Below are 17701 nucleotides of genomic sequence, written 5' to 3' on the forward strand. Positions count from 1 at the left end.
CAGCTTGTAGGAGAGAGCGCAAAGCGCTCTTCTCAAAAAAGGAAGGGTGCTTTGCGCCCTTCCTTTTTTTATTCGTCACACTTTTGTGAATTAAACACCAAACCCAGTAAGGGTTTTCAAAACACAAAACGGTATAGCCGTTTTTGTTTTGGTTTAAATTTGCTACGCTAGAAGACTAGAGCAAATCTTGCCCAATTTCATTTTTTATTTTTTATCTCAGAGCAGACATGACTGTTAAGTACGGCGAACAAGCGATCGCAGAAGCCAATCTCACCACTTTTCCGAACCCACGCATCGGCAGAGACTACACCATTCAAATCACTCTTCCTGAATTTACGAGCAAATGTCCATTTTCAGGCTATCCCGACTTTGCCACAATTTACATTACCTATACCCCTAACCTTGTTTTAGTAGAACTCAAGGCTATTAAACTGTATATCAATAGCTATCGCGATCGCTTTATTTCCCATGAAGAAGCGGTTAATCAGATTCTTGATGATTTTGTAAAGGCGGGAGATCCCCTCAGAATTAATGTCAAAGGTGATTTTACGCCTCGCGGTAATGTGCATACAGTTGTGGAAGTAAATTACTCCAAGCCCCAAGAAACAATCTAGCCCTAAGAAACAATCTAGCTTTAGGATGCGTCACATTGACATGAAGGCAGGTGATTTATGAAAATCCACAAAAAATACCAATCATCGGCTAATGCTGAAATCAATCTAACCGCTTTGTTAGATGTGGTGTTTTCGATTCTGGCCTTTTTTATCTTGTTATCAGCCGCTTTGACTGTGCCAAGTCGGATTGGAGTTGATTTACCAATTAGCGATCGCAGTAGTCAGGGTGACTCAAACTCAGGAGAGCTTCAACCAGAAGATGTTTTTGTAATCACCCTTGATCCTGCGGGACAAATGTTAAAGGACGGGAAATTGATTCCACCGCAACAGTTGGCTCAGGAGATCACAAGATTCTTAGCAGCTTCTGCCCGAGGTGTGGTTGTACTCAGTGCTGATGATTCCACCGTCTCTTATCAAATCGTGATTAATCGTCTGTCAGAGTTAAGGGCTATTGCAGGTAATCGAGTGGCGATCGCCACGTCCCGATCTTGATTCAAGTGCTTTGCTTAGTAAATTTATACTTACAAAATACTTAAAAAACCATGTTGCCGACTGAACCGAAGAGCGACCTTACTGTAAGTCAAACGGAGCAACCCATGTTGAACTCTAAAAATGCAGTGGCAAATAATCCGATGCGTCAATTTGCTAACAAAGCAGGTAGTCTGATCATGAAGTACCCGTTTTGGGTGCTTGTGGTGAGTTCTCTCGGCATCCATACTGCTTTTGCTTTGGTCACGCCAAATCCACTCAAAAAACCAGAACCTCGTGAAGTTGTCGTCTCAACGCTTCCAGTTGTCAAGTTGCCTCCCAAGACATTAACAACTAACTCAAAGACAAATAAATCACTCATTGATAATTTATTTGTCAAATCTGCGCCCAAAACTAACTCACCCCTGAATTCATTTCCCGATATATCTAGCAGTAGCCCATTAACTACCTTAGACTTAGACAGTTTCAGTAATTTTGATGATTTACCACCCATTGCCGATCCGTTTTCGGTTCCTCCATTACCCGATGACATTGATAAACCACAGTTTGTAAAACCGAAAAGTCCTGTACCGACACCACCCAAAACTCCCCCTACTCAGCCGCGCTTTACCCAATCTGGGCAGATTGATAACACTAGTCCTCCTGTCAAGCAAACAGATAATATCAAGCCTGAGTTTCAAAATGGTGGTCTCAAGAAGGATATAACTTCACCCCCTGCAACAACCAAAGACACTGGTAATAGTAAAGTTACGGATACTGATAGCACAAAAAAGTTACAAGGAGCCGTAGCCGCTAACTCTTCTAATAGCGATCGCCAAGAAAAAGAGATTGGTAATATTTCGGCACTTTATACTACCGACAAGCAAATCATTGATTTATTGTCTAAAAATTTAATCAGAAATACCCAAATTGCCCCTGCGGATGCCTTGATATCTAATCCTGATCTCAATAGGGAAAAAGGGGTGACATGGATTCCTCCAAAAGTTGCCAATACTTCTGGGAAAAGTGGCTCCGTCACATTTATGTGGCTTGTTGATCCTAGTGGTGAAGTCCAAACTAGATTTTTAAAGTCCAGTGGGATTAAAGAGTTAGATGATATTGCGAGGGAAACGGTTAAGGATTACAAATTTAAACCAATTGAAGATCCTCAAAGTGGTAAATATCGTCTTGTGACGGCTAAATATGATTTTCCCTAAAAGGCGGCGCGTTGCGCTGTCCTAAAAAAAATAAAAGGTGACGCAAAGCGTCACCTTTTATTTTTAGGGATAGATAATGGGAAAATCTTGGACATAATTGCCATCACAGGCATATTTAGCACGATATTCTTGTAAAACCATGCGATCACCTTCTAATTTATAAAGAGCCGATGAGCCGCAATCACCAACTCCTCGAAACTTGGTGAAATTGGTTAAGGTCTGCGATCGCACATTAACTCTAGGTAAACCTGCGATCGAGCGTTCAGTGATCCGTTTAGGCTTTTCACCTTCTTTTGGCTCTTGGAAACTATCAAATTCGAGAGGAATAGCAAGAGGTTTAGGAGACTCATCGATCCACAGGACATATTCAAAGTTGCCTTGATAAGCAGCTAGAAAGCACTGAATTTGGACTAAATACTTTTTATCAGTAATTTGGAATGCTTTTGAACCCATGCCATTTTTTCCATCTTCGGCACGGAAGTTGTCCTTACAAACTCCCAAACTTTCACGATTTTGGAGTACATATTGCAATGGATCAGAAGTGGAATTTGTTGCCGAAGAATTGGATTTATTGGAACGTGTGAGATAGCGGAGTAACTGTTCCTCTGTTAATTTTTGATTGGGGAAAGTTACCCGTAATACAGGTTCAGGATTTTGAGTGGTAGGGGATTCGAGGGTATATATATATCCTTCATTGTTAAACTCAATCGCCCCATCTTTTTGAGGATTATAATTCGTTGCTTCTAAGTCCAAGCCACCGCTACCATCTTTATTGCGGCTGATGTAATAGCGTGGGCGATTAGGTTCCTTTGTATCGGCACAAATATAAACGCGATAATTGGAAGTCTCTCCGTAGGCATAAATCACTCTTGTTTTGCCACAGATGATATCACCTTCAAGTTCTTTGATATCGCCAATGGCGATCGCTTTTGTTGAGGCTTTTGAGGACGCAGCAACAGGCTTTTGGGGATTCGTATCAGGAGATGGAGACACTGTTTTAGAAGTGTTTGTCGTGGTGATTGTGGTTGTGGACTGCGAACTATTCGGGGATGATAATAATGAGTTTGGGGTTTCCTGATTGGTACATCCCAGAAATATTAGACTAACCATTGCTGCTGTTAAGCCAAGTCGATTTTGCAACATGAATCCTTCTCCTGATAATTGCTCTCTAGTATAGCGATCGCTACTTTACAGCGCTTTGCACTGACTCAAAACCCAGAGATATTTTTGAAAGCGCCTCTTTCAAAAATATCTCTGTACTACTTAAAGCCTCAATAAACTGTATCGCGATTTTGAGGTAGGCAAGATAAAAACTGCAAACCCTGACTGTGATTGGCTTCTCATTTTGCAAATTATAGTTGTAGTCACTTGCATTCGTACAAATCAAAACCCAGAAGACGAGTGGTGGCGCGAAGCGCCGCCACTCGTCTTCTGGGTTTATGTCCTAACAAGACTGGCGACAGCTATATTTGCAGACTAATTTGCAAAGCCCTACAGTCTAAGACATAAAACCTTATAGAGAGTTCCGATCAATGATTTTCTGGTAATGAATTGCCGCACGGAGTGCGGCAATTCATTACTTTTTTTCTAGCGTGTTGTAATTCTAACTGCACCACGTAATTGATTGGCATACCATTGAGAAACTGGATCTAATCCTGCTAGTTGACTAATCTTAATTCCATTATGTCCATGCTCTTTTCCTGAGCTATGGATATATTCCCCATTACCGATGTAGATGCCAACATGAGTTGCCTTTGTCGCATTTCCGAAAAAAATTAAATCACCAATCTGAATGTCTTCCAAAGCTACAGAATCCCCAAAGGCTTCTTGCTGATAGGCATCGCGCGGAATCTGAATACCAACCGATGCAAAAGCCGCTTGCATTAATCCTGAACAATCATAATTGGGTGCAACAGTCCCACCCCACAAATATTCATTTGGTGTTGCCATTGCTTGTCGAATAAAAGTGACGACATAGGGCAGGCGATCGCATATTTCGCTAGCACTTAAATCTGGCGGTAAACTATCGATAAAGCTTTGGCGATCGCTTGGTTCTAATTTCTCAAGATCTTGGCGATCCAGTAAGCCCGTATAGTTATCTTCTAATAATTGGATTTTTAGGAAACTTGGCTCGGATTCTAGCACTTCTAAATATCGACCCTTTGCCATCTGCGTCGCTAAGCGATCGAGTTGGGGTGAATCATAAATATTAATATCAGCTAAACTGCGATAAATCATATTAGATTCCCAGAGTATTTCTCAAAGCTTTATCAATTTCAGTCGTTGGCAATGAGCCGATCACATTGTAAATTGCGGAAGTCGTGATCGTTGTCAGGTTGTCGGTCATTACCACTGAGTCAGTCAGCAAACCCGATTGTTTTCCTGCGATCGTGTTCAACATTACCAAGACACGGCTAGGATGAATACTCCTGATCATCCGACTAGTAACCATCGCCACCACTACTTGTGGCAGTCCTGTTTGCAAGTTATCAGCTTGGACAATTATTGCTGGTCTTGTCTTGGCTGTAGCCAGATCTGAGTTGGGGAAAACTACAAGAACAACATCTCCACGTTTAATGTTTTTTGGCGACATCGTAGTTATCGTAGATACTCATTTCGGGACTATCCCACTCTTCTGCAAATGTAAATAAACTAGCTCGTAATATCTGTGCGTCGGCTCTATTAATACCAAGGGATTCTAAATTAATCTCATCTGACTTTAGAAATGTAACGATAACTTTTGTGCCATCGGGTATGCCTGTGGGCAGATCGGTAATCTTGATCTGTCCATTACGGTAGAGACCTTCAAAACTGGTGAGCATAGCGAGCTATTCCATAATTTTGGAGCGAAGTTATCTCTTAAGATACCAAAACCTAACCCCAAAAAGATAGGCGGCGCTTTGCGCCACATCTCTTTTTGGACTTACACCCAGTAAAGAAATGTACGCCATTTCTTTACTGGGTGTGTCACAGAAGTGTTGTCACACTTTCGTGAATTAAAAACCAAATCCTGTAAGGGTTTTAGTATTACACCTACGGTGCTAAAAACAATTAGTACGAACTACGGGTTGCATTATCATACTTTGCTGCTAGTATGTGTGCATCAAAATTGAAAACTTATAAAGTGAGCTAGCAATAGCCGTGACCGTGCAGCTTCCCCCCCTTCCCGAAATTCATCACCCTAAGATTCAGGCGCTTTTTCAGAAGAGCGATCGCGAACTCGTGACGCTATTTCAAAGACATCCTGAAGAGGGTCAATATTTTGCAGCGATTTTTTGTCGCTATGGACAGGTGCTATATACCTTAATTGGTACAGCAACGCGATCGCCTGTGCAATCAGACTACTTATTTGTAAAGACTTGGGAATATATCTACCACGAGATGCGAGTGCTAGACTTGCGGGCTAACAAACCACATCTTTCTCTGCAAAGTTGGCTGATTAATATTGCCGCGATGATGATCAATCGTGCCGAAGTCCCGCCCGTTGAAGACATTCAATATTCGCTCAAAGATACACCACCCGTATTTTGGTGCTACCTTAATCAAGCGCTAAATCAAATGGCAGGTAACCTACGTCTGATACTATTGTTGTCTCAAACTTTCCAATGGAGCCATACGCGCATCGCGGCTTATTTACATGCTGAAGGTGAGAACATCTCTGCTAGTGATGTTAAACAACTTCTAGTCAAGGCTTATCACGCCCTAGAAGATGCCCTTCCCGAAGATATCCGAGACATTTACCTAGCTCAAACCGCCGTTACTGCCTGAGGTAAAGATTATTATGCAAACATTGAGTCCCACCATCTCTCCAACGATCTCGAAAACAAGCAACCAAAGAGTCACTAATTCAGAGACTGATCTTTTGCCTGCGATCGCTCAGTCTTCAGTCTTGCAAACAGCGTTGGCTGGTTTGGATGCGAGCCTCAATGACGAGCTAGATCGTTATCGCCATTGGCAAGCCAATGGTCAAACCATTTCTTATCTCAATCCCTTTAGACCCCGTGCTGTCTCGACCCAATCGATTTGGACATCACCAAGTTTATCCGATGCGCTCTCACCGATCGCTCCAATCGCTGATCCAACTAGCGATCGACGGACGCTCCAAATGCCTGTAATGCCGACCATAGGAACGGTATCATCAGTAAATCCATCGATCAATATATCTACTGCGGAATTACACAACTTTCGAGGGCTAGAAGCTCTCCAGAGTCTTGAGAATTTGCATGATGCTGGTGTAGAGACAGATCTACCCTATGCCCAAGACATGAATGGCTATGGTGAGGCTACAAGCGGTAGTATGACTTCGCCAACAATGGCGAAAATACCTGAACCTGATGACGATGATATTCTGCAAAGCTTTGCCAATGATTATGCAGAGCATTATCAGGAATCCGTTGAGCAAGAATCTGCTTATGCGATTCCTAACACAACAACTGAAAAGAGTGCCTTACGCAGTTTGATGAATCCCGTGGGGATTATTTCACTATTGTTGTTGCTCTGCTCTAGTGCCGCGATCGGCTATCTGATGGTTGATCCATCGGGTGTAATGAAGATTTTTAAACCTGAAACAAAACCAAAGGCAGCTCAAACCGATGGCAAAAATGCAGATTTAGGCAGCGATATTAATTTGCAAAATCAGCAAAAAGCGAATGATTCAGGCTTGTCTTTTGTGCCTTTTGCTGGTGATAAAACTGAACTAGCAAATAGTAGTAACAATAGTAAAACCCTCGCTAATCCTGCGATCGCCCCCAAAAATCCCTTAACCAACCCATCAACGAAGTCGTCGAGTTTATTCGCCCCAAATAGTGCTTTTGTACCGAGTACACCCTTGCGAACTGTGCCATCAACTTCATTACCGCCCATTTCAGTTGCGCCACTACCACCCGCATTAGCACCAGCACCCGTGGAGCGTAGCTATAGTCCGCCTGTGAGTAACAGGAATTACGAATCGGCTCCTGCAAGCTCCTATAAAGCACCTGCTCCACGTCCTGCAAGCAAAGCTGCTCCTGCTCCAACAAGTGCTAAAGCAACTTCCACAGCACCAGTAAGTCGTGCTAACACAAATTCTGCTGCGCCCACGACTGTATATGTGACCCCACGTCCTAATACTGCGGTGAAATATGCTGCACCTTTATCATCTGCTCCTGCTCCCGCAGCTCCCGCACCAAGTAGTAGCAGCTATCGTGTAGTTGTGGAAAATAGCTATGCAGCTAGCGCTCAGCAAATTGAACGAGATGCTTATGTGCGCCCTAGTGACGGACGAGTGCAGGTTGGATCTTACCGAGATCCTAATGCGGCTCAACAACAGATTGAGCAATTGCGTCGTCAAGGTATTCCTGCCAGAATTGAATAAAAATTGGTGGAATGTGCAGCGCAAAGCTCTACACATTCCATCAATGAGAAGTTACTAGCGAAACGCAAAAATATATGCACTTTTTTTTCGATGCGATCGCCTGTGGTTTGTTGGCAGCCCTAACATGGATGGGGCTAGTCTGGATGTCACCGAATCACCCAATTGAGTCTGGGAAAGCTTGGTTGCAGGGGGTGGGACTGGTGGCGATCGCCAATATTTTTGTGTGGATTGCATTAGTAGGCTTAAATCTGCGATGGGTTCCCCTATGGGTCATTTGCTTTTTGATGATTAACGTGGCGATCGCCAGTTTAGTATTTCCGCTTTGTGAAGGAATCAGAATTCCGCGTATCTGGGCTTTGGTAATTCATCCTTTGGCGATCGCGGGGATGGGAGTTTTGCTAGGTGGAGCAGTAGGTTTTTTATAGTTGTTGTGTCCCGCTTGTTTTACCAAGAAGAGAAGTGCGGCGCTTCTCTTCTTAGTAAAACAGCTAAATAAAGAAGGGAGTGCTATACACTCCCTTCTTTATTTGATGGAAAAGTTAAGAAATATCAACATAATGCCAAACGCTAGCATTCCCACCGCAAAAACTGACAATGCGTTGGTAAATTGTTCGGAAAACTGCATTACTTCTGCGGCTATAACTTCTGGAGTTTTGTAGCGATCGGCCCACCAGAAATAACTTAGGGTAAATGCGGCTCCTAAAAATAGGATGACAAATAAAGTAAAACCGATCAAAGGGGTATACACCATATATTTTCCAACTCCTCTTTGTGATTTAAAGTTTAGAAATAGGCTAGCTATTTAAACTGGTATTTAGTCTAGTCAAGGTTTAGGTTGAGTTAGTAGCGATCGCTACTAGCCTAGATGATTTCTATTATGAGACTTTAATCAATCTTTTGTGTTTAGCTATGTCTGAGCAATTGTTAAGTTCAATTACAAACTCCAGCGATAAGTAGCGACGCTTCTCGTCGCTACTTATCTGTCTAAAGTAAACTTACATTCCTATAAAAATAATCTCAGAAGTAACCGCTTTAAAAAGCCCTTTGCACCCTTTTCACGAGATTACTTGATGTCTGGTTATCAGGTCCTGCTACAGCAAAGAAAACAACTCCGCGTTTCGCTTCGCAACGTATTGATACACTGTAATTGCCATTGACTCCGAAAGCTCCATTAGCAAGTGGTTCAAAGTTACTATCAAAGCCAGAATCTTTAGCTGCTATTTCAGCCCTTCTGATGCAAGCATCTTGGCTAATAGAAATATATTTGACGTGATTAAAAATAATTGGATATTGTGCGATAGCCATGGCGGGAAAGGCGAATACACTCAAGATTGGGAATAGTTTTAGATAGTTCATGGGGATTTTTAATATTGATGTTTACTTTGTCTCTTAATTAAAAAGCATATTTCTAAATTTGGCTTTATACTCAAATTTTATTCGGGACAAGCGGGGAAATACAAAAAGCTCCCAGAAACTGATGCAATTTTTGAGTATGCGCGGCAAGTTTAGATTCAGTTATTCATAAAAGTCATCAAATACTAATAAGCAACCTAAATCGCTTATCTATTGGTGTATTTGAGGTTGTAAGGTTAATCAAAGTATTTTTCAGAGTAGTCGAGGCGTTACATGATAACAGACAGCGATCGCGTTCAGATTTTAAGTGAAGCCCTGCCCTACATGCAGCAATTTGCAGGGCGTACCATTGTCGTCAAATATGGTGGCGCGGCCATGAAAGAAGAAAACCTGCGACAGGACGTGATCCGTGATGTAGTTACCATGTCATTTATGGGACTGCGCCCCGTGCTAGTGCATGGCGGTGGACCTGAAATCAATACATGGCTGACTAAGCTCAATATCGAGCCACAGTTTATTAATGGATTACGTGTTACCGATGCTGCCACAATGGAAGTTGTGGAAATGGTGCTAGTTGGGCGCGTCAACAAGCAAATCGTAGAGATGATTAACCTTGCTGGTGGCTCAGGTGTGGGTTTATGTGGCAAAGATGGCAACTTGATTCGTGCGCGTCCTCAAGGCAATGATGCGATCGGCTTTGTGGGCGAAGTCAGTGGCATTAATATTGGTCTGCTCTCGACATTGCTGGAGGCAGGGCATATCCCCGTTGTTTCCAGTGTGGCAACCGATGAAACAGGACAATCCTACAACATCAACGCTGATACCGTAGCCGGTGAACTCGCCGCCGCCTTGGGAGCCGAAAAATTGATCTTGCTTACTGACATCGCAGGGATTCTGCATAATTACAAAGATCCCAGCACTCTCTATCGCAGTTTGACGATCAGCAAAGCTAGAGAACTGATGAATCAAAATGTCGTCAGTGGTGGCATGATTCCCAAAGTTCAGTGCTGTGTGCGATCGCTAGCTCAAGGGGTAAAAGCAGCCCACATTGTCGATGGACGAGTACCCCATTCACTCTTGCTCGAAATTTTTACAAATAGTGGCGTAGGCTCAATGATTGTTGCTTCAGAAACATCTTTCTAGAATATCAGGCGTGCTTTGCACGCCTGATCCTTTGTATGAAATTATGGCGGATATTGATGATTCAGACAATCAAAAAGCTGCGACGGATCAATCAAAAAACACTTCTGATCCGTCAAAATTTGATGCGAAAAAACCTAATACATTAAGGAGTCTAAGTTTACCTAGATTCGGGAAATCTAAATTTAGTTTGCCTAAAGTTGGCTTTCCCAAATTTAGGTTACCCAAGCCACAAGTATCTTTCAAAAAAATCAACTTTCTCTGGATGTGGTTAATCATCATTTTGATTAGCTACATCTGCATGAGCTATTTCCTATCCATACTGCTGACTATCCCAGCCCGTCGAGATTTAGCGATCGCAGGTTTTGTGATTATCGCATTACTGCCGATTCTTACAGCCTTTGCGGATTATGCTCTGATGAAATGGAGCTATTTGATCAGTGGTTTTTTGATTATTGGTGGTTTAGTTTTTCTCGTAAGGTTAAAATTTTATCTCTTGGTTGTGGCGATCATTACATGGGTGGGATTAACGGCGATCGCTTTTGTTGGTGACATTTTAATTAAAAAGCGCAAACTATGGATAGCAATCACCATATTGACAGCACCTTGTTTAATCGGACTAGGGATTGGGCATCAAATATGGCGGCTAGCCGCCTCATGGAGTTAAATTTGTATTACTTTTTCAGGATTTTCCACTTATTTACAAGAGAATTAAAGATGATGCGCTAATGCAATGAGAGAAACTGTATGCAAAGATTTGAATGGTCTGATTCCTTGAGTACTGGTGTGCCAATGATCGACAGCCAGCATCGTGAACTAATTGCGGCGACTAACGAAATTGGGGAAGCACTCGAAAAAGGCAATGGTACAAATGCTATTAAGAAATTGCTAGTATTTCTCAAGTTTTACGCGGAATGGCACTTTGGTAACGAAGAAACCTGTGCAGCAAAACATAATTGCCCAATGGCTGGAGTCAATCAAGAAGCCCACAAGAAATTTATTGAGACCTTTGGCAAGCTCCATGATCAATATCGTCAGAGCGATGCAAGTGAAGAGATTGCGCTCAAAATTTATAGTGAACTATGCGAATGGTTAGTCAGCCATATTTTAAAGATTGATACTCAGATTGGTGCTTGTATCAAAGAAAGCCTAGCTCAATCAGCTTAAACAAACCATCAAAAAAGGCGAGCTTAGCTCGCCTTTTTTATTAAGATTACTCTTCGGTCTCAGCCTCTTCAGCCATTGGATAGACAAAACCATCATTTTTGCCTGAGAGGATGGACTTACCTAAGGAAATCGCTCTTTGAGCATGAACTGCGGCTTTCCGCTTCCATACCGCTTTACGGCTGTCTCTCTTAGATTTAGAAGTTTTCTTCTTGGGTACTGCCATGACGTGATCCCTATATTAAATACGATAATTTTCTAATTAGAAAAATTTTGACAACCTTCCTATCATATGCGAAATCACGGATATTGCGATCGCAATTTTGATAATCTTGCACTGTCGTTGACACGAAGTGCCGATGACAGTGCGAATTGAGATAACATTTTAGTCTAGCCGCCTATTTACGTCACGTCGCAAAACCATGCCCGAAGCCAGACTTTCCTTCGCTGAACATTATCACGAACGTACTAAGTATGCGCCTGCAACCCTTGCTAGCAAAAGTCAAGGATTAGACTGGAGTACCCAGCCATCACCTTATAAGGATTATAAGATTGGCACGGTTTACGATCTCAAACCTTATCTCACTGAAGAAATTCAGTCCGATCGCGATGGATTATTGGCAAGTCGTTGGCGGCGGTTGTCACGATTGCTATTTTGCAGCTATGGCTTGACCGCAAGAGTCCCGACCGTAACGGGTGAAGCTTTTTATCTAAGGGCTGCTCCCTCGGCAGGTGGGTTATATCCTGCGGAGTTGTATCTGATCTCAGCAGGGACACCACTTTTATCCGCAGGAATTTATAACTATCAAGTTCGTACCCATAGCTTGATTCATTTTTGGCAAGACAATCATGTTTGGGCTGGTTTGCAACAGGCTTGTTTTAGTCATCCCGCTTTGCAAAATACCCGTATGGCGATCGCGATCACGGCGGTATTTCATCGATCAGCTTGGCGCTATCAAGATCGCGCTTATCGCCGAATTTTTCTAGATACGGGGCATTTGTTAGGAAATATTGAGCTAGCAAGTTCGATTGAGGATTATCAAGCATCACTAATTGGTGGCTTTGCCGATGACTCTATCAATGAACTGCTGTTTTTGGATAAAGAGGTCGAAGGTACAATCGCGATCGTGCCAATTCTTGATTTGCAAGACGAGGAGCGCATTGGTAGAGGTCAGGAATCAAGAGAACCAATGCAGCGATCGCTAAATATTTCCAGAGGAGTAATGACAGCACTACCTTCAGGAACTGTGCATAGTTACCCCAAACTACCCGATGGTCAGCTTTTGGAATATCTACACCAATCCACCAAAATTACTGAAAAGCCAAATATGCAAAAACTTTGGGAACAGGTGGATGTCAAAAAATCAGATCAAACCGAAAACAATTCTGAACCAGATCTTGATAAGTACAACTTCCCTTTTTGTACAAAAGTTAATACCACCACCGAAAGCATTCATTGGGGTGATGATTTGGAAATGCTGGAAAATACCATCTTGCAACGGCGATCGACCCGTGAATATAGTGGAGCGAAGCTAGAACTAGCAGAACTCAAAGCAATTCTTGATTTTACTTATCAGCCCCAACACTATACCGATCAAGGTATTGATGGTAATCCCGATTATTTCGATCTCAGTCTCATTGAAACCTTTGTAGCAGTAACAGGGGTAGTGGGATTGGAAGAAGGATGTTATTACTACGCACCCAAATCACAAGAGTTACGTCAAATCCGCTTTAAAAACTTCCGTGATGAACTACATTATCTCTGCCTCGGTCAAGAACTTGGTCGCGATGCAGGAGCCGTAATTTTCCATACTGCCGATCTCCAAAAAGCTGTTGAGAAATATGGTGATCGCGTTTATCGCTATTTACATATGGATGCAGGACATCTAGGACAAAGGCTAAATCTGGCTGCGATCGGTTTAGGTGTTGGCGTAAGTGGCATTGCAGGATTCTTTGATGATCTCGTCAATGAAGTACTCGGTATTCCCAGTGATGAAGCAGTTCTATACATTACGACTTTAGGTAGATCTCGTTAACTCAGCGATGAACAAATTTATGAACCAACACGATTCCACAATAGCTAATCCCTCACTAAAAATACCCGACAAACTATTTCAGCCCGCAGGAGCATGGATAGCTATCTTAAGTTTTTCTATTGTCTCTCTGATATTAATTGGACTTGGAGGCTTTGGCGCAAGGATTCTCAATGTTTTGTTTCCAGTCGCTTCACTTGCGCTCGGCTGGCTACTATACTTTCGCTATCCAATTCTATACAATGGATTTGTGTGGTGGCTATTTTTCCTCACCCCGTTTCTGCGAAGGATTTGTGATTGGCGAATAGGTGCTTTTACAGAGTCAAGTAGTAGCTATATTCTTTTAGCTCCCTTTTTAGCAGTTTTAGTATGCGCTCATTCATTACACTTTAATCTCTCAAAGACTCGTGAACAAGGCACTATGCCTTTTGTATTAGCGATCACTGCTGTTATTTATGGCTATGTGATTGCCATGATTCATAGTCAGATTCCTATAGTTTCTGTAGGAAGTATAGAAGCTATAGTTCCACTAAGCCCTATAAAAGCTACGGTTGCCCTACTTGAGTGGATAACTCCCTTACTATTTGGTTATCATTTATTAGTTAATTGGGAACGATATCCAGCCTATAGTCAAAACGTGAAGCGTGTCTTCTTATGGGGAGTTTTAATTATGGGAATATATGGAATTTATCAATTCCTAGTTGCTCCTGAATGGGATCGGCTTTGGATGATTGGTTCTGGTATGGATAGTAGTGCTGGAAGCCCAGTACCATTCGGAATGAGGGTATGGAGTACCATGAATTCGCAGGGACCTTTTGGGGATTATATGGTTACAGGACTGTTGTTGCTACTGGGTTGTCAAGGAGGAATAGTGGCTCCAGCAGCAGGTGTAGGTGCTTTGTCATTACTGCTTAGTCTAGTAAGAGCGGCTTGGATAGGATGGTTTTTGGGAATGATTTCATTAGTATTATCTTTAACACCTAAGCAGAAGTTCCGAATAGCTTTAACCTTAATAATTTTAACTGCAATAATAATCCCCTTAACTACTATAGAACCATTTTCCAAGGCTATTGGTCCTCGTCTAGCTACTCTATCTAACTTACAAGACGATGGAAGTTCTCAAGTTCGTCAAGCTACTTACGCGATTTTAATTAATGATGCTCTTGGTAAAGTGACTGGAGAGGGCATTGGAAGTTTTGATACAGATAGTGCCATACTCGTACTATTTTTCAATTTAGGATGGATTGGGGTAATTCCTTATATGGGTGGTCTTATATTTGCAAGTCTTCTTGTTTTTACCAGCAAAACTAAGAACAACAACGATATTTTTATTCCCATAACTCGCGGAATATTAATAAAGTCACTTATGTTTCTTCTAGCTAGTCCTACCATGCGAGGAGCACATGGAGTAGTATTGTGGGGTTTTCTGGGTTTAGGATTGGCAGGCCGGAAGTATTATCAAAATTATTATCAGCAGCAAATATTGTCTTTAGTCTCTAATAAGTCTACTTCTAAGTAATATAAGAGTTAAGTAGATGGACATAAAACCTGAAGCGAGTGGCGGCGCTTCGCGCCGCTACTCGCTTCTTGGGTTTTGATTTGTCCTAATGCAAGTGACTACAGCTATATATCAAGAAGTAATTAAAGACTTTCTAAACAAGACTTTTAGAAAAAATCTCAAGTGAAGTAAAAAAAATATGAAAATATGTATTATCACATCTAATGTTAGGCTAGGAGATGGGCAAGCAAGGGTAAACTACGAAATTGTTAAAGCTGCTATCCAGAGAAAATATAACGTTACATTAGTTGTTAGGCAAGCTGCACCTGAACTAAAAGATAATGAACTAATTAAATGTATTTACTTCCCTTTAAAGAATATCCCAACTGAATTATTGCGGGGAATCTTATTTACTCGTTTAAGTGACAATTGGTTGATGAAACATGCTCATGAATTCGATATTGTCATGTCTTGTGGAGCCGTAACTTCTAGGGAAACTGATACAAATGTTGTCCATTTTGTCCATAGTGCATGGTTGAATTCTCCATTTCATACAGCACGAATGAGTAAAAACTTGTATGGAGTTTATCAGTGGCTTTATACATCAATTAATGTCTTCTTGGAGAAACAAGCTTTTCAAAAATCAAAAATCTTGGTAGCAGTATCAGAAACTATAAAACAGGAATTGATTAACATTGGGATCAATGAAAATAAGATTAAAGTTGTTCTGAATGGGGTTGATATAGATGAATTTAAACCTATCTTTCAAGAACGTAATCAATTTGGGCTGCCAGAAAATGTCGATCTGGCTCTATTCGTTGGCGAGTTTAAGACAAATCGTAAAAACTTAGATACTGTTTTGAAGGCTTTAGTGAATGTTCCGAGCTTGCATCTAGCCGTGGTGGGAAGTATCGAAGATAGTCCCTATCCACAATTAGCTAAACAGTTGGAGTTGGAGGAGAGGGTTCACTTTTTGGGATATCGATCTGATATTGCCAAAATTATGCAAGCTGTTGATTTTTTTGTGTTTCCATCACGCTATGAGCCATTTGGGATGGTAGTTAGTGAAGCTATGGCATCTGGGTTGCCTGTAATTACTACGGCAGTTTCGGGAGTTGCCGCAATCATCACACCTGAATGTGGGATCGTTTTGCCTGATTCAGAAGATATTTTGGCTTTGACTAATGCGATGCTCCGTCTAACCAATAATTTTGAGCTGAGAAAGCAAATGGGTCAGGTAGCAAGAGCGATCGCCGAACAACATAGTTGGACAAGTAAAGCTACAACTTATCTCGATCTATTTGAAAGCTTTGCCAATACCAAGGTTTAAGATAGACATGACTTGATATCATCCCTCAAAGTTTTACCAACATCTTGTAAGAGAAAATTGTAAGAGCAAAGCACATGTCAAAAGTTCCCAAAGTTTTATGCCTGAATACTGGCGGAGAGGGGAGTCTTGATTCTAGACGATCAAGAAGCCTTGGCTCGAAATTGCAAGCTGATGTTACTTATCATGATCTGAACCTTAAGATAGGAAAGATCGCAGCTAGTCAGGAAGTTTGGCAGATCGTTTCTGGATCTAAATGGGATTTGATCTATCAAGAAGGTTCGGGGCTTGCGGGTGGTATCAATCTGATCAGGGCAGCAAAATCTTGGCAACAGCCCTATGTGATCTCTACTGGAGATCCGATTGGTGGTTTTTTTCGGGTGACTAAGGGATTGTTGATCGGTAATATGATGGAGATCTATGAGCGATCGCTTTACAAAAATTGCACTGCTTTTCTGGGGTGGACTCCTTATCTAACTGGGGCGGCGATTAAACTTGGGGCAAAGCGAGCGATTACCATTGAAGGAGGAGCAGACTTTGATCTATTTCAACCCAAATCTGCTGCTGAGCGCCTTAGTTTCCGCCAAAAGTTTGGTGTTCCTGAACATCATTTAGTCTGTGGCGTGGTGGGTAGTTTGTTATGGAATAATCGTCAATCCTACAGCTATGGCTATGAATTAATTGAAGCTTTGAAATTGGTCAAACGTGATGATATTACAGTTTTAATCGTAGGAGATGGAAGTGCAAAAGAGCGTCTTCAGTCTTTAGTTCCAGAAGCTTTGCGATCGCGGGTTATCTTTACAGGAAGATTGCCTCAAATGGAAGTTGTGGAGGCGATGAATGTGATGAACATTGGGTTTGTGACCCAAACCCTTGATGAGTTAGGAAGTTTTCGATTGACCACGAAACTACCTGAATATCTAGCCTGTGGTGTACCTGTTGCCATGAGTCCTATTCCCGGATTTTATGATTATGCCGCTTCCGCAGGTTGGGCTTTGCCCGCATATCATCCCGCGAGTAAAGATTTTCATATGCGTTGTGCACGATGGTTAGACAATTTACAATGGCAAGAAGTTGAGGCAAAGGCAAAAATTGCTCCAGAGGTTGCAAAAAAACATTTTGACTATGATGTCATCAGCGATCGCTTTGCTGATTTTATGCATGAGCTACTGGAGATAGAAGGACATAAAAAACACGCTCATCTGGGGAAGTAGGTGAAATGGCAAAATAGGAGGAAGTCATTTTCATGAATCGACAGAGAAGCGATGATCAAATTTCCGCTGACCGAATTGTTAGATGACCAAGCGTGCTATGAATGGTTATTAAAGATCCTGCATCCGCAGGGTTTGCATTGTCCAAGTGGACACGCAATACCAGCAGGACAAGCGCCGCACGATCGCCAACGTRCACCAATCGTCAAATACAAGTGTCGGGAATGTGGGAAAGTGTTCCATATTTTTACAGGGACAGACTTATCAGGAAGCCATTACACCTGTGGTCAGATCGTGCTGATATTGCGTGGATTCTTACAAGG

The 17701-nt window shown here is 42.0% G+C and carries 21 protein-coding genes; 14 read left to right on the forward strand and 7 right to left on the reverse strand.

All coding sequences use genetic code 11. The features are described from left to right. Positions 1-227: 227 nt before the first annotated feature. From queF to B9G53_RS02785, 3 genes are read left to right on the forward strand one after another with little or no spacing between them, the layout of a single operon-like run. Positions 228-614, forward strand: coding sequence for a preQ(1) synthase (gene queF, locus B9G53_RS02775; protein ID WP_094528807.1), 387 nt, complete (start codon positions 228-230; stop codon positions 612-614). 57 nt (positions 615-671) lie between these two features. Beyond that, positions 672-1106, forward strand: coding sequence for a biopolymer transporter ExbD (locus B9G53_RS02780; protein ID WP_094528810.1), 435 nt, complete (start codon positions 672-674; stop codon positions 1104-1106). A 50-nt stretch (positions 1107-1156) separates the two neighbouring features. Then, positions 1157-2299, forward strand: coding sequence for an energy transducer TonB (locus B9G53_RS02785; RefSeq protein WP_094528813.1), 1143 nt, complete (start codon positions 1157-1159; stop codon positions 2297-2299). A 63-nt stretch (positions 2300-2362) separates the two neighbouring features. On the opposite strand, the gene B9G53_RS02790 is transcribed toward B9G53_RS02785, so the two are convergent. The 4 genes from B9G53_RS02790 to B9G53_RS02805 all read right to left on the reverse strand — a co-directional run bounded on the left by B9G53_RS02790 (position 2363) and on the right by B9G53_RS02805 (position 5121). Next, positions 2363-3442, reverse strand: a complete 1080-nt coding sequence (locus tag B9G53_RS02790) for a DUF1176 domain-containing protein (protein ID WP_094528816.1) — start codon at positions 3440-3442, stop codon at positions 2363-2365. A 444-nt stretch (positions 3443-3886) separates the two neighbouring features. Next, entirely contained in the window at positions 3887-4537 is a 651-nt protein-coding gene (locus B9G53_RS02795) for a C40 family peptidase (RefSeq protein WP_094528819.1), read from the reverse strand. A 1-nt stretch (position 4538) separates the two neighbouring features. Then, positions 4539-4892, reverse strand: coding sequence for a type II toxin-antitoxin system PemK/MazF family toxin (locus B9G53_RS02800; protein ID WP_094528820.1), 354 nt, complete (start codon positions 4890-4892; stop codon positions 4539-4541). Next, complete coding sequence (locus B9G53_RS02805; RefSeq protein ID WP_094528823.1) at positions 4873-5121, reverse strand: hypothetical protein; 249 nt, start codon at positions 5119-5121, stop codon at positions 4873-4875. Before B9G53_RS02805 ends, B9G53_RS02800 begins: the two co-directional genes overlap by 20 nt. Positions 5122-5446: 325 nt before the next feature. Here B9G53_RS02805 and B9G53_RS02810 point away from each other — a divergent pair, with 325 nt between their 5' ends. From B9G53_RS02810 to B9G53_RS02820, 3 genes are all read left to right on the forward strand, one after another. Next, a complete protein-coding gene (locus B9G53_RS02810; protein WP_094528826.1) occupies positions 5447-6067 on the forward strand; it encodes an RNA polymerase sigma factor in 621 nt (206 codons plus the stop codon). A 13-nt stretch (positions 6068-6080) separates the two neighbouring features. Next, positions 6081-7652, forward strand: coding sequence for an SPOR domain-containing protein (locus tag B9G53_RS02815; protein ID WP_094528829.1), 1572 nt, complete (start codon positions 6081-6083; stop codon positions 7650-7652). 74 nt (positions 7653-7726) lie between these two features. Further along, positions 7727-8077: a hypothetical protein gene (locus B9G53_RS02820; protein ID WP_094528832.1), complete on the forward strand. Its 351-nt coding sequence runs from the start codon at positions 7727-7729 to the stop codon at positions 8075-8077. Between the two features lie 98 nt (positions 8078-8175). Here B9G53_RS02820 and B9G53_RS02825 read toward each other — a convergent pair whose 3' ends face one another. Then, the gene (locus tag B9G53_RS02825; RefSeq protein WP_094528835.1) at positions 8176-8403 is read right to left on the reverse strand and encodes a hypothetical protein; all 228 of its coding nucleotides are present in this window, start codon (positions 8401-8403) and stop codon (positions 8176-8178) included. Positions 8404-8684: 281 nt separating this feature from the next. Next, positions 8685-9008 (reverse strand): hypothetical protein, encoded by a 324-nt coding sequence (locus B9G53_RS02830; RefSeq protein ID WP_094528838.1) that lies wholly within the window; start codon positions 9006-9008, stop codon positions 8685-8687. A gap of 270 nt (positions 9009-9278) precedes the next feature. On the opposite strand from B9G53_RS02830, the gene argB reads away from it, so the two are divergent. From argB to B9G53_RS02845, 3 genes are all read left to right on the forward strand, one after another. Next, positions 9279-10148, forward strand: coding sequence for an acetylglutamate kinase (gene argB / locus B9G53_RS02835; protein WP_094528841.1), 870 nt, complete (start codon positions 9279-9281; stop codon positions 10146-10148). Positions 10149-10158: 10 nt separating this feature from the next. Then, a complete protein-coding gene (locus B9G53_RS02840) occupies positions 10159-10812 on the forward strand; it encodes a hypothetical protein (RefSeq protein WP_141211686.1) in 654 nt (217 codons plus the stop codon). 80 nt (positions 10813-10892) lie between these two features. After that, positions 10893-11312, forward strand: coding sequence for a bacteriohemerythrin (locus B9G53_RS02845; protein WP_094528847.1), 420 nt, complete (start codon positions 10893-10895; stop codon positions 11310-11312). Positions 11313-11358: 46 nt separating this feature from the next. Here the strand turns inward: B9G53_RS02845 and rpmF are convergent, their stop codons facing one another. Next, positions 11359-11535, reverse strand: a complete 177-nt coding sequence (gene rpmF, locus B9G53_RS02850) for a 50S ribosomal protein L32 (protein WP_094528850.1) — start codon at positions 11533-11535, stop codon at positions 11359-11361. A 196-nt stretch (positions 11536-11731) separates the two neighbouring features. Between rpmF and B9G53_RS02855 the strand changes: the two genes are divergently transcribed. The 5 genes from B9G53_RS02855 to B9G53_RS26600 form a co-directional block, all read left to right on the forward strand. Beyond that, positions 11732-13345 (forward strand): SagB/ThcOx family dehydrogenase, encoded by a 1614-nt coding sequence (locus tag B9G53_RS02855; protein WP_094528853.1) that lies wholly within the window; start codon positions 11732-11734, stop codon positions 13343-13345. 19 nt (positions 13346-13364) lie between these two features. Beyond that, a complete protein-coding gene (locus B9G53_RS02860; RefSeq protein ID WP_094528855.1) occupies positions 13365-14861 on the forward strand; it encodes a hypothetical protein in 1497 nt (498 codons plus the stop codon). A gap of 178 nt (positions 14862-15039) precedes the next feature. Beyond that, positions 15040-16170 carry a glycosyltransferase family 4 protein gene (locus tag B9G53_RS02865; protein ID WP_094528858.1) on the forward strand — a complete coding sequence of 377 codons (1131 nt, stop codon included), beginning with the start codon at positions 15040-15042 and terminating at the stop codon, positions 16168-16170. A gap of 74 nt (positions 16171-16244) precedes the next feature. After that, entirely contained in the window at positions 16245-17381 is a 1137-nt protein-coding gene (locus B9G53_RS02870) for a glycosyltransferase (RefSeq protein ID WP_094528861.1), read from the forward strand. A gap of 51 nt (positions 17382-17432) precedes the next feature. Continuing rightward, positions 17433-17701 (forward strand): IS1 family transposase (locus B9G53_RS26600; RefSeq protein WP_141211687.1); only part of this gene is annotated, 269 nt, incomplete at its 3' end.

This window comes from Pseudanabaena sp. SR411, from assembly GCF_002251945.1.
Classification (GTDB): domain Bacteria; phylum Cyanobacteriota; class Cyanobacteriia; order Pseudanabaenales; family Pseudanabaenaceae; genus Pseudanabaena.